Annotated in this window: 9 protein-coding genes; 4 read left to right on the top strand and 5 right to left on the bottom strand. The window is 64.0% G+C overall.

Translation table 11 applies throughout. The features are described 5' to 3' along the window. The first annotated feature begins 85 nt into the window (after positions 1-85). Positions 86-481: a hypothetical protein gene (locus tag AC1DOX_RS26105; RefSeq protein WP_441622561.1), complete on the top strand. Its 396-nt coding sequence runs from the start codon at positions 86-88 to the stop codon at positions 479-481. 20 nt (positions 482-501) lie between these two features. Here the strand turns inward: AC1DOX_RS26105 and AC1DOX_RS26100 are convergent, their stop codons facing one another. Both AC1DOX_RS26100 and AC1DOX_RS26095 read right to left on the bottom strand, forming a co-directional pair. Next, positions 502-6,042: a trifunctional serine/threonine-protein kinase/ATP-binding protein/sensor histidine kinase gene (locus AC1DOX_RS26100; RefSeq protein ID WP_441622559.1), complete on the bottom strand. Its 5,541-nt coding sequence runs from the start codon at positions 6,040-6,042 to the stop codon at positions 502-504. 225 nt (positions 6,043-6,267) lie between these two features. Next, on the bottom strand, positions 6,268-6,678 hold the full coding sequence (locus AC1DOX_RS26095) for a winged helix-turn-helix transcriptional regulator (protein ID WP_441622557.1): 411 nt from the start codon (positions 6,676-6,678) through the stop codon (positions 6,268-6,270). Positions 6,679-6,872: 194 nt separating this feature from the next. On the opposite strand from AC1DOX_RS26095, the gene AC1DOX_RS26090 reads away from it, so the two are divergent. After that, positions 6,873-7,880, top strand: a complete 1,008-nt coding sequence (locus tag AC1DOX_RS26090) for a zinc-dependent alcohol dehydrogenase family protein (protein ID WP_441622555.1) — start codon at positions 6,873-6,875, stop codon at positions 7,878-7,880. A 31-nt stretch (positions 7,881-7,911) separates the two neighbouring features. On the opposite strand, the gene AC1DOX_RS26085 is transcribed toward AC1DOX_RS26090, so the two are convergent. Beyond that, positions 7,912-8,136 carry a hypothetical protein gene (locus AC1DOX_RS26085; RefSeq protein WP_441622553.1) on the bottom strand — a complete coding sequence of 75 codons (225 nt, stop codon included), beginning with the start codon at positions 8,134-8,136 and terminating at the stop codon, positions 7,912-7,914. Between the two features lie 511 nt (positions 8,137-8,647). On the opposite strand from AC1DOX_RS26085, the gene AC1DOX_RS26080 reads away from it, so the two are divergent. Next, complete coding sequence (locus tag AC1DOX_RS26080) at positions 8,648-9,709, top strand: HAD family hydrolase (protein ID WP_441622606.1); 1,062 nt, start codon at positions 8,648-8,650, stop codon at positions 9,707-9,709. 119 nt (positions 9,710-9,828) lie between these two features. On the opposite strand, the gene AC1DOX_RS26075 is transcribed toward AC1DOX_RS26080, so the two are convergent. Both AC1DOX_RS26075 and AC1DOX_RS26070 read right to left on the bottom strand, forming a co-directional pair. Beyond that, positions 9,829-10,827 carry a Bug family tripartite tricarboxylate transporter substrate binding protein gene (locus AC1DOX_RS26075; protein WP_441622551.1) on the bottom strand — a complete coding sequence of 333 codons (999 nt, stop codon included), beginning with the start codon at positions 10,825-10,827 and terminating at the stop codon, positions 9,829-9,831. Between the two features lie 89 nt (positions 10,828-10,916). Continuing rightward, positions 10,917-11,969, bottom strand: a complete 1,053-nt coding sequence (locus tag AC1DOX_RS26070) for a lactonase family protein (RefSeq protein WP_441622549.1) — start codon at positions 11,967-11,969, stop codon at positions 10,917-10,919. A gap of 251 nt (positions 11,970-12,220) precedes the next feature. Here AC1DOX_RS26070 and acnA point away from each other — a divergent pair, with 251 nt between their 5' ends. Then, positions 12,221-14,857: an aconitate hydratase AcnA gene (gene acnA, locus AC1DOX_RS26065; RefSeq protein ID WP_441622547.1), complete on the top strand. Its 2,637-nt coding sequence runs from the start codon at positions 12,221-12,223 to the stop codon at positions 14,855-14,857.

Below are 14,857 nucleotides of genomic sequence, written 5' to 3'. Positions count from 1 at the left end.
GATTGGTCTTTGGGCCAATGGAGCGTGGGATGCGTCGGCGCTAGAGTGAATCGAATGTACGGCAGGCGCCGTGCAGGAGATGACAATGAATATGCCCATGCGCTTCGTGGTTCTGGCGAGTCTCGCGCCCGTGCTGCTCACCGCCTGCAATACCGCGCCGATCCCACCCGGAAAATCCGTCTCCATCCAGAGCGCGCTGGACGCCATCGTCAGTGACATGTGCGCGTTCCAGCAGAAGTTCGCGCAGACGCCGCAAGGGCAGCGCACGGGTGTCGATTCCTATACCGTCGAGCTCGCGCTCAGTGTGGATGGCACCAAACAGTCGCCGGTTGGTGTCGCACCCGATATCGCGTTCATGCCCACCGTCACGTATGGCAACACGCTTGCGATGGCCAAGGACAGCAAGCTGGTGGTGACGTTCAGGAACGCGGGGCAACCCGGCGCGGCTGGCGGCGCGGATTGCCCTCAGACGGCGCGCTGAATGGCCCACATGGCGTGGCATCACGATGAATCAGCCGGATGAGCGGGCACCGTGAATTGAAAGATCGCGCCGCGAGGCTCGTTCGCGCTTGCCCACAAGCGGCCCTCGTGCGCTTCGATGATCGAGCGGCAGATGGACAGCCCCATCCCCAGGCCGGTGGACTTGGTCGTGTAGAACGGGGCGAAAATGCGCTCGGCGTTGTTCGGTGCCAAGCCTGGCCCGGAATCGCTCACCGTCACCAGCACGCCGCCGGCGTCCGTTATTCCTGTACTGATCAGCAGTTCCCGCACGCCGTCGCTGACACCGCTCATGGCCTCCATCGCGTTGATGAGCAGGTTGAGGAGGACTTGCTGCAACTGGACCCGATCCCCTTGAATGAGCGGCAGTGGGTCTGCGAGATGCGTCCGCACCGAGGCGCCGTGCTTCGATGCTTCACCACGGGTGAGCTCGATCACCTCGCGGATGGCCTTGTTGATGTCGAACGGTTCTTTCCGCGGCGGCGCCTTCTTCACCAGTTCACGGATGCGGCCGATCACGGCACTCGCCCGATCGCCGTCGTTGACGATACGGCCGAGCGCCTGCCGAACCTCCTCCACGTCAGGCGGCTGGGCGCTCAGCCACCGCAGCGCAGCCTTCGCGTTGGTCACCGTCGCGGCAATCGGGCTTTTGACTTCGTGCGCAATCGAGGCCCCTAGCTGCCCCATCGTGGCGACGCGGTTCGCATGGGCTAACTCCGTCTGGACCTCGCGATAGCGGCGCTCACTCTCGCGGACGAGTTCCTCCGACTGCCTGCGCTCCGTCAGGTCGAGCATGAATGCAACACCTTCCATCCGGCTGGCTTCGAACGTGGCCGCACCGACCATGATGGGCACGCGGCTGCCGTCCTTCTTGAAAAACTCCTTCTCGTAGACCTGCGTGCGCCCCGCTTCCTCGATCTCTCGCAGCGCTCGTTCGTCGCTCTCGCGCCATTCCGGCGGGGTCAGATCCCGCCAGCGGATGCGACTCGCGACAAGATCGTCGCGCGCGTAACCCACCATGCGAAGAAATGCGTCATTGGCCTCGATGATGTCGCCCGCGACATTCCAGACGATGATCCCGATGATGTTGGCATCGACGAGGCGCCGGATCTTCGCTTCGCGCTTCACGAGCTCGTGGTACAGATGGGCATTCTCCAGCGCGATGGCGGCCTGCGAGGCCACCAGCCGCAGTACGGCGATGCGATCCGGCGTGAACACGCGGGTCGTGAGGTTGTTTTCGAGATAGAGCGCGCCGGTGAGCTTCGCCTGGTTCATCAGCGGCAGGCAGAGAATGGAACGGGCACCACGCTGGCCGATGTAGGGATCGGCGGCGAACGCCGGATCGGCCGCGGCATCGTCGAGGATGACGCTTTCCCGGGTCCGCAGGACGTAATAGAGGACGGACTCCGGCAGCAACGCCGCAGTCACGGGCTCGTCGTACAGATGTACGGCGACGGTTTCGCCGCCAGTCGTCGCTTCCGCGATGATCCGTTGGTCGCCACCGTTCGGAAGAATCAGCAGACCGCGTTCGGCGCCGGCCTGTTCAACCGCCGTACGCATCACCATCTCGATCAGCGTTTCCAGGACGATGCCACCGGATACCGCCTGCGATACCTTGATCACGGTTGCGAGGTCGAGGTGTTCGACCGGCGTGGCGATCGTGCCCGTCGGGCCGGGCGCGGGCGCTTCCGTCCTGAGGTGCGGATGCATTTGCTCGAGTTGCCGCACCTTCCCCTCGGCACGCCAGCGCAGGTAGCAGTAACGCGCGTTGCGCAAATAGGTTTCGGCGATGACGTCGAAATCACGCGCTGCGTAGAACTGCGCCGCGAGTTCGTTGGCAAGCGCCTCGACATGCAAGAAACCGTTGGCGCGCGCCGTGCGGATGGCATGTTGGTAGAGGCGCATCGCGTCCAGGTCGCGGCCTTCGATCCGGGCGACCTCCGCGCCCACTAGCGCGGCGCGGTTCTCGAAGTTTTGCGGGCAATTCTCCGCCCAGACCACTAATTGTCTGTGATGCGTAGCCAGCGCATCGAGGTGTTGCTGTCGCTCGCCGGCCAATGCGGAATCACAGCAGGCGGCATGGGACAGCGCGCCATAGAAGTGATATTCGGCTTCCTCGAAAAACGAGGCCGTGGTCCAGAGCAGCGCTTTCGCGTTCGCCGCGGCATCCATCGCCGCAGCGTGGTCGCCGGCGATACAGCGCGCCTGCAGTTTCCGGATCCAGTACCAGCACGCCGCAATCGCCAGTTCCGGATTTTCCGCAAAACGGCGCTCGATGCGAAGCTCGTCAAACTGCGCATCGTCAAGGCAACCGAATTTTGGCGTGAGGCCTCGGAGCGTCCGAATCAGTGCGACTTGCGTGGCGATGATGTCGATGGCAAGGCCGAACCGCGATTTCTCCGCGAACGCGAGGCCGTGTTCGGCTTCGTCTTGCGCCTCGGAGAGCGGCTCGCCGGAGAAAATCAGGTTCGAATTCAGATCGTTGCGCGTGTAGGCCGCGTACTGGAGATCGCCGCAGCGGTTTGCCGCGTCGAAAGCGCGGCGCTGCAGATCACGGCAAGCCCCGACGTGTTTCATCCAGGGCACGACAAAAAGGGCGAAGCAAACAAAGGTTCTCGCCTCGAGGCGTTTCAGCCCGCGCCGTTCGACGAGGTCATAGCCAAGTTGCCCGAATCGGAATCCCGCCGTGTAGTCGCCGAAATGCGGTCCCGCGATTCTGATGAGAATGACATACGCGAAGCAGGAAGCATCGCAGTTGCCGTGCTCAAGGCTCAGACTGACAGCCTTGCAGATGGTCAGGGAAGCCAGGTTCTCATCCGTATATAAGGCCGGCGTCCAGAGCTTCATCAGAACATCGACGGTTGCCAGGGGCGCCGGGTCCTCCATCAGCGGCATATCGATCAGATCTTCGATGGCCCGGTCCCCGAGCGTTGACCAGACGCGCTCGTATTCGCGTCGCACGTCTTCGTCTTTCGGATGCGGCGACCAATCGATACCGAAATGCCGGAGGCAACCGAGGCCGACCAGAATGGCGCGGCTGCTCTGATCGAGAACCAGGCAGACATCCATGTGCAAGCAGGCGACGATGGCCTGTTCGACCGTTGTCGTGGCGTGATTCGCCAGTGCCGCCAATCGCTCGTCTGCGACCGATAACTGGCCGGTCAGGAATTCGCATTCGGCCCGGTTCAGCTCCAGCGCGAAGATGATCTCGTGCTGACGCTCCCAGCTATCCTCCGCCAATAGTCCCACGCCGATATTCAGATAGGTGAGTGCCGAGGCATAGGCGGTGGACCCCTTGGCACGCTTTCCCGCCATCAGGTTGAGCTCGGCGAGTTGGTCCCGCTCCGCTGGCTGCGTGATCAGCGATGCGCCGCGGTTGAGCTGATTGACGATCTCGAAGATCGCCTCCTCCCGTTTCTCGGCGGGCGTGCGCGCGACAAGCAGGCGGCCGATCCGGAGATGGACCTCTGCGCGCATGGCTTTCGGGATGAGCGAATAGGCGGCTTCCTGAACGCGGTCATGAATGAACTTGTAGGCGCCCTCCAATCGCTCGACCAGCTCCTGGCGGACGGCCTCCCAAAGCACCGCATGGACCTGCTTCTCCGACATCGCGAGAACGGTCGACAACATCGCGATCTCGGCGACGTTGCCGAGGCAGGCGAGCTGCTGCAACGCCTGTTGTGTTTCTCCCGGCAAGCGGCTCAGTTTGCTGACCATCAGGTCCACGACGTTGTCGGTGTAGCCCTTGGCGTGAATGCGATCAAGATCCCAGGACCAGCACGCCGCATCATGGTCGAAGTGGAACAGGCCCTCTTCGGCGAGCGAATAGAGAAACTGAATCACGAAGAATGGATTGCCGCCGGTCTTCTCGTGCACCAGCTGCGCCAGCGGCGCGACGCGCATCGGTTCGCAGCAGACCGAATCGGCAATCAGCTGCGCGAGGTGTTCACGCGCAAGCCGTGCCAGCGCGATCTCCTCCACCTTGCCGCCAGCGTTCTTGATGGCTTGCAGCGTGCGCTTCAACGGATGAGCGGCATCGACTTCGTTATCCCGGTAGGCGCCGATCACCATCAGGTGCCGCAGGTCCGCCCGTGTCAGCAGATCCTCCAGCAAGTCAAGCGTCGCCGTGTCGAGCCATTGGAGATCATCAAGGAAGAGTGCCAGCGGATGTTCTGGCCGGGCGAAGACACCGATGAACCGGCGAAATACGAGCTGAAAGCGGCTCTGCGCCTGCTGCGGCTCAAGCTCCGGCACTGGCGGCTGGTCACCCGTGATGAGCTTCAGTTCGGGGATGAGGTCGGTCATGAGCCGCGCATTCGGCGCCAGGGCCTCCAGCAACGCGTTGCGCCAGCTCGCCAGTTCGGTATCCCGCTTGCCGAGCAGCGGCCGCACCAGGCTCTGGAACGCTTGCACCAGGGTCGAATAGGGGATGTCGCGCTTGTATTGGTCGAACTTGCCGGAGGCAAAGAGTCCCCGTCGTGGCACCAGCACCTTGTGCAATTCATTGACGACCGAGGTCTTGCCGATGCCGGAATATCCCGAGACCAGCACGAGTTCCGGTGTGCCGCTTGTGGCGACGCGATCGAAGGCCGCGAGCAAGGCACCGACCTCGCGCTCCCGGCCGTACAGCTTCTCGGGGATCACCAGCCGGTCGGGCGTGTCGTGCTCACCCAGCGGGAAGTCATCGATCCGGCGATCGCGCTCCCAGCTGGCGAGGCAGCGTCGCAGATCCTGCTCGGCGCCGGCCGCGGTCTGGTAGCGCTCCTCGGCGGTCTTGGCGAGCAGCTTCATGACGATGTGGGAGAGCGCCGCCGGTATCGGCGCCAACCGCTCGCTGGGCGGCACCGGCTTTCGGGCGATATGGCAGTGCACCCATTCCATCGGATCGGCCGCCGAATAAGGCAGCGCGCCAATGAGCATCTGGTAGAGCACGACGCCGAGCGAATAGAGGTCGCTGCGCGAATCGATGGAGCGATTCATCCGGCCGGTCTGTTCGGGAGCCATGTAGGCAAGCGTGCCGGCGATGGTCTCGGGCGGCTCGGGCGCCTGGTGCTCGCGCGGCAACCGCGAGGCGATGCCGAAGCCGGTGAGTCGCACCCGTCCGTCCGTGCAGTTCACGAGGATATGGGCGGGCTTGAGGTCCTTATGGACAAGGCCCCGCTCATGAAGCTGGCCCAGCGCCGCCGCAATGCCAACGGCGAAGCGCAAGACAATTCCCACCTCCATGGGCGCGCCGAGCTGCCACTCGAGCGGCTCGCCGCCCGGATCCTCGAGCACCAGGAAGGTCCGGCCGTCTTCACTCGGAAGGTCTAGCGGCCGCGCCGCCCACGCGCTATCGAGCAGATCTTTCAGTCTGAATTCGTGAGCGATGCGATCCAGGCTGGCGGACGATGGATGGTCGGCAGCGGGCCGCACAATCAGGACGTTGTCGGCGCCGCCATTGCCCGGGCGCCGGCCTCGGCAGAAGACGCGCTCGCCGTCCTCCCACAAGATTTGAAGGCTTAGGCTGTTCCCGTCGGCGCTGAAACCATGTGAAGGGTTCATCCTGCATTCTGCTGTAGGGTGCTGCCCTTCGTTTGGTGAAGAGGGCGCTACATGGGTCCGCCACAATCGGCCAGGATGCGCTCAGAAAGCCATCTGCATCAGGCGTTTCCGCAGCATTGGCGCTGCGGAAGCAGGCGTCTAATCAGAATACACCGCGACCACCGCAGCGCTATCGGGATTATGGCTGACACGGCGCTCGCCGACAGCGGGGGGTGAGCGTGCCTCTCAGGCGGCTTGCCCGGTTGCGTCCGTACGGCGCCGGCGCGTGCCCGCTGTCTTCGCCTCCTCGTCCGGCGCGACGTCGTTCGCCCGACGCGCCTGATAGGACTCGCCCCATTCCCTGAGGCTGATCAGCACCGGTGCGAGCGTCGCACCGAACGGCGTCAGCTCGTACTCCACCTTCGGCGGCACCTGCGGATAGACATGGCGCGCCACGATGCCATCTGCCTCCAGTTCGCGCAGTTGCAGCGTCAGCATGCGTTGCGTCGTGTTCGGCAACAGGCGCGTGAGCTCCATGAATCGCTTCTTCTCATGCATCAGATGAAACAGGATCACCGGCTTCCACAACCCTCCGATAACGGAGAGCGTGACTTCGACGGCGCAGCCGCTCCTGCTGTCCAGGCGTTTCGGTCGCATGGTTTTATACCTACATGATTGATAGTACCGGCGGTAATTGTACGTTCTTGCGATATTTGATGCGCGACCGGACAATCACGACGTGGTCGCGGTCCTCCGCGACCTTGCGCACGTGCCAACGCGCGATTGCTTCTTTCGGCGCCATGCCACGTCACGCATGGGCGCCCGTCCATCGACCATCAGGAGTTGCCTCGATGAAAGCCATTACCTTGCGCCAGCCTGCCGGACTGGAAAACCTCAAACGCGTGGATCTCGCCGATCCCGGTGCGCCGGCGCCGGGCGAAATCCGCGTGCGCATCCACGCGAGCTCGCTCAACTTCCATGACCTGGGTGTTGTCATGGGACGCCTGCGCACTGATGACGGTCGGATTCCGATGTCGGATGGCGCGGGCGTTGTCGAAGCGATTGGCGACGGGGTGACCGAATTCGCGGTCGGCGACGCGGTCGTGTCGACGTTCTTTCCCAACTGGCTCGACGGCGGCCCGACGCTCGCCGATTTTTCGACGACGCCGGGCGACGGTGTTGATGGATACGCGCGCGAGATCGCCGTGCGCCCCACCCAATGGTTCACGCACGCGCCACGAGGCTACAGCCACGCGGAGGCCGCGACGTTGACCACCGCAGGCCTGACCGCATGGCGCGCGCTGGTTGTTGACGACGCGCTGAAGGCTGGTGACACCGTTCTCGTTCAGGGCACGGGGGGCGTTTCGATCTTCGCGCTGCAGTTTGCGAAGCAGATGGGTGCGACGGTGATTGCGACGTCGTCGTCCGACGACAAACTGGAGAAAGCCCGCGCGCTTGGGGCCGATCACCTGATCAACTACAAGCGCGATACCGACTGGGCCGCGAAGGTGCTCGAATTCACGAACGGTCGCGGCGTCGACAATGTTGTCGAAGTTGGCGGTCCGGAGACGCTCGGCCAGTCGATCCGGGCTTGCCGGATCGGCGGCCATATCGCGCTGATCGGCGTACTAACCGGCATTGCCGGGCAAGTGCCGACCGGTGACCTGATGCGCCGGCAGCAGAAGCTGCAGGGGCTGATTGTCGGCAATCGCCGGCATCAGGTCGACATGATCCGCGCGATCGACGCAAACGGCATCAAGCCTGTGATCGACCGCACGTTTGCGCTCGACGAGATTGCCGATGCGTTCCGCCACCAGGCGGCAGGCAAGCATTTCGGCAAGGTCTGCCTGTCTGTTTGAAGGCGGACGGGGGTGCTTGAGCAACTACGTCTTATATATTGACGTTGTTGCCAGGCTGCGGGACAGGGGTGACATAGCCTTTCAGGCTTGGAGAATGAGGGGTCGTGCCACGCACGCCGCCGGCCGCTCCTGCAATCGCCCCGCCCATCATGGCGGCGCCAAGGGAGAAGTTGGTGCCGCCATGGATGGCGCTCAACCGTTCAGCGCTCAACGCCTGGCAAGCGACGAGATCTCGGATCAGTAGGGTGGAAAGCATGTTTGGCCTCATGGGTTCGTGTCACTGGATGCGAGCCATCAACTTTGCTCGTATCCCAATACCGCACGGACTGCGCCATGACCGGTTGTGCCGGGAATGATGCCCCTGCGGGCCGGGCGCCAACTGTTCGGCACTCAAACGTCGGGGTGAGGCATCCTTCTGTGAGAGGTGTGTTGGGGCCTGACCAACTGCTCGACGCATGAACGCTTATGCCAAACCAGCTTGCGCCAGCAAGTCATCCATCCTGACCCGAAACGAGCGTCTCTCAGGCTCGAAGTGCCCTAAATATCTAAGATCGGCCGGCTAAACATTTCACTTCCGCCACGCAACTGTTCTCGGAAGTATTGTCAGGCATCTCGCCCCTGGCGACAGGGTGCGTTGCCGAAGCCACTACGGGTGAAGCACTGCTGTATCGGGGACCTTGCCTTGAGCGGCACCATCGCGGGATCTGCATACGCGTCGAACCGGGAAGTGACTAGCGAGTAGACAGACAGGAGCCCACACAATGCGAATGCGCTGGATCACCCAATCCTGTCGACGACTCGCCGTGCTCTGCGCAGCAATGCTGCTCGCCGGTCCGAACCTGTCCGGATGCTCCACGCCGACCGCACCGGCGCAGCAGGCACCGGCGACGCAAGCCGTCCAGCCGTCGCCGCAGGCGCTGCCGTCATGGCGCGACGGCGCGGCGCGGCAGGCACTTCTGAAGTTCGTCGCCGACGTGACAACGCCTGGCACTCCGAATTTCGTACCGCCGGAAGGTCGTGTGGCCGTGTTCGACAACGACGGCACGCTATGGAGTGAGCAACCGATGTATTTCCAGGTTGCCTTCCTGCTCGACCAGATTCGCGCAGCCGCCCCCAGGCATCCCGAATGGCGCGACAACCCCACCTACATCGCGCTGATGGCCAATGACATGGCCGGCGTCATGCGCGACCAGAAGGCACTGCTGAACCTGATCGCCGTCGCCAACAGCGGCATGACGGTGGACGACTACGACCGCACTATCCGCGACTGGCTCGCCACGGCGCGCCATCCCAAATTCAACCGGCCCTATACCGAACTCGTCTTCCAGCCGCAGCTCGAATTGCTGTCCTACTTGCGCGCCAACGGCTTCAAGACCTACATCGTTTCGGGCGGCACGATCGACTTCATGCGTCCCTGGAGCCAGGCAGCGTACGGGATTCCACCCGAGCGGGTCATCGGTTCGTCGCAGGCCATTCGCTACACCGTGCAGGATGGCAAACCGGTGCTATTGCGTGAGCCGAAGCTCGATTTCATCGGTGACGGACCGGGCAAGCCAATCGGCATCTATCGCAATATCGGCCGGCAACCCATTCTCGCCGTCGGCAACTCCGACGGCGACTTCCAGATGCTCGAATACACCACGGGTGGCAGCGGAGCGCGCATGGGTGTGCTGATCCGCCATGACGATGCCGAACGGGAGTTCGCCTACGACCGCGCGTCCCACTTCGGCAAGCTGGATAAGGCGCTCGACGCCGCGCCCGCGAAGGGCTGGGTCGTCGTGAGCATGAAGCGGGACTGGCAGCAAATTTATCCACCGGCCGGTCGGTGAGCCGGCAATCTTATGTCGTGGGTCATCCGGAGGCCAATGGCTGGCTTGTATCGTGGACGACCACTCGCCAGCCCTCTCGCCGGCACCCGCCTTGCAGAGCAGCGGGCGGGTCGCCTTGCTTAGTTGTCAGGCGTGATCTTCGCCTCTTCCACGATGCGGCCAAACTTCGCCGACTCCTGCTTGATGAACTCCCTGAACTGCTCCGGCGACATCGGACTCGGGCTTCCGCCCAAATCCTTCAGCTTTGCGGCCAGCGTCGGATCCTTCAGTGACTCGAGCACCGCGGCGTTCAGGCGGGCGACGATCGGCGCGGGCGTTCCTTTGGGAGCAAAGAGTCCGAACCAGTTCTCCAGGCTATAGCCCTTGAGGCTTGCGGAGTCGAAAACTGCCGGAATATCCGGTGCCAGCGCGCTCTTTCCTGGAGAGGTGATGCCAATGGCCCGGACCTTGCCATCCTTGATGAACTGCCGAGCCCCCGCCAGGCTCACGAACGTCATCTCGATATTGCCGCCGATGACATCCAGCAACTGGTTCGATGCACCACGGTACGGCACGTGGGTAAGCTCGACATTCGCCTGCCGCGCCATCAGCTCGCCGGACAAATGCTGGGGATTGCCTACCCCACTCGTGCCATACCGTACCTTGCCCGGGTTCGCCTTCGCGTACGCGATGAGTTCATCCACCGTCTTGTACGGCAGCGTCGGATTCACCACCACGACATTGGGCACCTTGACCACCAGGCTGATTGGCACCAGGTCCGTCTGCGGCGCATATTGCATGCGACTCTTGAAGACGAACGGGTTGACCGCTGTCTCGCCAGCCGAACCCATCAGCAACGTGTAGCCATCGGCGGGGGCCTTGACCACGGCCTGTGCACCGATCATGCCGCTGCCGCCACCCTTGTTCTCGATCACCACGGATTGCCCGAGCACGGTCCTGAGCTTCTCCGCGAGCACGCGGGCCATGGCGTCGACGCCTCCGCCTGCGGAAAACGGCACGACAATCGTCACAGGCCTGGCCGGGTAAGTGCCCGCCTGGGCGAACGCGGCACCGGAGGCGGTAACGATGGATGCGGCGGCGAGCCACTTGAACAATGGCCGCTGAGCGATAGGTTGCATGATGGTGCCTCCTTCTGTCGGATTTAGAACTTGTGGCGCATGCCGGACAATGCGCCGGTCTGGTTTGCGCCCGGCTGCGCCGTGTGCGGTTACACCGAGAAGACCATGCAGACGGGGCTGCCGGATTGCACACTGAAGCCGGTTGGCTTGAGTCGCCCGTTGTTCTTGTCGATGTGCATGGCCACGATCGAATCGCTGTCCTCGTTCAGCACGTACATGAAGCGGCCGCCCGGGGCGGAGGCGAAGAAGCGCGGCGTGCGGCCCTGCGACGGATCGGCGCCGATGAAGCGCAGATGGCCCGTGGCGGCGTCGATCTGGAACACGGCGATGCTGTCATCGCCGCGATTGGAGGCGTACACAAAGCACCCGCTCGCATCAACTTCGATCTCCGACGCCCGGCTGTTGCCCGTAAACGTATTGGGCAGGCTGGAGACGATCTGCAGCGGCGTCAGCGCCCCGGTCTTCGCGTCATAGGCGTAAGTGGTGACCGTCGAGTCCAGTTCGTTGACGACGTAGCCGAAGCGGCCATTGGGGTGGAAGGCGATGTGGCGCGGGCCGGCCGTTTCGCGGGATTCCACGAAGCCCGGCGAAGCCGGCGAAAGCTTGCCGTCGGCAAAGCGGAACGTGAAGGTCCTGTCGAGCCCCTTGTCCGGCACCACGACGAACTGGCCGCTCGGATCGAACGGATTGAAGTGAGGCTTGGCCTGCTTCTGCTCCACGCGATGCGGGCCGATCGGTCCGTCGAGCTTGACCAGTTGCGTCATTTCTCCGAGCGCCCCATCGGCCTGCAGCGGCAGCACAGCCAGGCTTGCGCCAATGTGGTTGGACACCACCACGTGCCTGCCGGTCGGATCGATCGCCAGATGAACCGGATTCTTGCCGTGGGTGCTCTGGCGATTGATGAACTCGAGCTTGCCCGTGGCCTTGTCGACAGCAAAGGCGCTGATGTCGCTGAGGTCGCCGTGCACGGTGTAAAGGCGCTCGCCATTGCGGCTCAGCGCCAGGAACGACGGATTGACGAGATCCTTGACGAGCTGCGTCAGTTGCAGCGCGCCTGTTTCCGTGTCGACGCGGAACACGCTGATGCCGTCGCCGCGCGCGTTGCGTTCGCGGGTGGTTCTCGATCCTACGTATGCGTACATGTTCTTTCCTTTGGATGTGGTCTGGCTCCCCGGCGCGGCGGCGTTCGCTGCAGTCGCGGGCAGTGCGAATGCCGAGACGGCGGACATGGCAACCGCCCCGCCAAGCAGGCGGCGGCGCTGGAGGTTCGGCGCTGGTTCAGCAGCGGGGAGGGAGGGATGGGATGGATTCACGGGTTGTCTCCTTGTATTCCGTGGATCATTGGGGTTTCCACTTGATTGCATTTTTACGTAAACTTATGCAAACTTCAGTCATGGAAAACACCTACCTCCCCATCGAAGGTCAGTTTTGCGCTGACGGCGTCACTTATCGCTACGTGGATCTGCCGGCGATGCTGGGCAGCTCACTCGCGCAGCTACCCGTGGTCCTGCGTCTGCTGATCGAAAATGTGGCGCGGAACATGGATGGCGAGGAGCGCGCGGAGGCCATCGCCGCCATCGTTGCGTGGCTGGACGCGGGCACCAGCGAGGCGGAAATCGCATTCCAGCCGGGCCGGGTGCTGATGCACGACACCACGAGCACTCCCGCGCTGGTCGACATCGCCGCGATGCGCGACGCCCTTGCCGAAGCCGGGGCCGATGCCACGGCGCTCAATCCGGTGTTGCCGGTGGATTCGTCAGTCGATCACTCGCTCGCCGTGGAAGCGTTTGCCCGGCCGGACGCGGCAGGTGTGAACCTGGAGATCGAGAGCCAGCGCAATGCCGAGCGCTACAGCTTCCTGCGCTGGGCGTCGAAGGCTCTTCGCGGTGTGCGCATTCACCCACCGGGCACGGGCATCATGCATACGATCAACCTCGAGCAACTTGCCACGGTGGTCACCACGCAGCAGCGCGACGGCGAGCGCTGGGCCGTCCCAGACACGCTGATCGGCACGGACAGCCATACGCCGATGATCAACGGCATCGGCGTGCTCGGTTGGGGGGTGGGCGGACTCGAAGCGCAGACGGTGATGTTCGGCATGCCCGTCATGCAGCGGATTCCCGATGTCATCGGCGTCCGGCTCGTCAATGCGCTGGCGCCCGGCGTGCTGGCGACGGATCTCGCGCTGACGGTCACGCAGCGCCTACGCGCCATCGGCGTGTCTGGCGAGTTCGTGGAATTTTTCGGCCCCGGCGTTGCCACGCTCTCGGCCGGCGACCGGTCCGTGGTCGCCAACATGGCGCCCGAGTATGGCGCAACCACCGGCTTCTTCCCGATCGACGACCAGACGCTGGCCTACCTGCGGACCACGGGACGCAGCGCAGAGAACGTGACGCTTGCCGGCGAATACGCACGCCGCACCGGCCTGTGGTTCGACCCGCACGCCACGCCGCGCTACACGCGCGTGATCGACGTGGATCTCGCCCGCATCGGCATGCATGTGGCCGGCCCCCGGCGGCCGCAAGACCTGCTCTCCTATGCCGATACCGCCGCGGCGCTGGCGAAGTTTCCGTTCGCAGGCCAGCAGCGCGCCGATATGCCCCGCTACCCCGTGGCCATCGCCGCCATCACGAGCTGCACCAACACGTCGGATCCGGCCCTGTTGATGGCCGCCGGCCTCGTGGCCCGCAAGGCGCGGGCGCTGGGTCTGTCGGTGGCGCCGTGGATCAAGACCTCGCTGGCGCCAGGATCGCCCGCCGCAGCCAGCTATCTGGAACGGAGCGGCCTGATCGATGACCTGTCGGCGGTGGGATTCGACATCGTCGGCTTCGGCTGCACCACCTGTATCGGAAACTCGGGCCCGCTGACGCCGGAGATCCGCGACGCGCTGGCGGAGGGTTCGGCGTGGCCCGTGGCCATGCTGTCAGGCAACCGCAATTTCCCGGGCCGCATCCATCCCGACCTGAACCTCGGCTTCATCATGTCGCCGCCGCTCGTGGTGGCCTTTGCGCTGACTGGCGACGCCGAGCGCGACCTGAGCCGGGACCCAGTACAGATTGCCGCCGATGGCACCCCAGTATTCCTCAAGGACCTGTGGCCCTCGCGCGAAGAAGTGGCGGCAGCCGTGGCCGCCGGCTCGGACCCTGCCGACTACCGCCGCGCATTTGCGGTGGCTTCGCGCAACCCGGTGTGGGCCGCCCTGCCGTCGCCCGATGCAGCCCGCTATCCGTGGAACGAGCGATCGACCGCGTTGCGCCGCCCCCCGTTTGCCGCGCTCGACCAGGGCTCGCAGCTGGGTGACTACGACGCATGGCCGCTGCTGGTGCTCGGTGACGACATCACGACCGACCACATCTCCCCGGCCAGTGCCATCCCGAAAGACAGCTTCGTGGCTGACTTCCTGGTCAGCCGGGGCGACGACCGGAACGACCTGAATGTCTTCGCATCGCGCCGTGGCAACTGGGAAGTCATGATGCGCGCGGCGTTCTACAACAAGACGCTGGTCAACCTGCTGCGCCCGGATGTGCCGACCGCACATACCGTGCATGTGCCGAGCGGCGACGTCCAGCCGATCTTCGAAGTGGCGCAACGTTACCGCCAGGATGGCGAATCGGTCGTGCTGATCGCCGGCGAACGCTACGGCACCGGCTCGTCGCGCGACTGGGCCGCCAAGGGCCAGCGCCTTTTGGGGATCCGCGCAGTGATTGCGGTAAGCTTCGAGAGAATCCACCGCTCCAACCTGATCGGCATGGGCATCCTGCCGTTACGCATGCCGTCGGGCGTCAATCCGCAGGCACTGGCCATCCAGCCTGGGGACAAGGTCCATATCCGCGCGGATGCGCAAGACCTCTCGCCACGCTGCAAGGTGCCGGTCAGCGTTGTGCGCCGGGACGGCACGGTGGAGGAATTCGAGGCCACCGCCGCCGTGGAAACCCGGCTTGAAGTCGATCTGCTGCGGCGCGGTGGCGTCATCCCATCGATCTTGCAAAAGACGCTGGCACAACAAGGGGGCGCGATTGCCACGGCGTGA

The organism is Cupriavidus sp. 01L415 (genome assembly GCF_056400065.1).
This window is presented reverse-complemented; position numbering and strand designations above follow the sequence as displayed.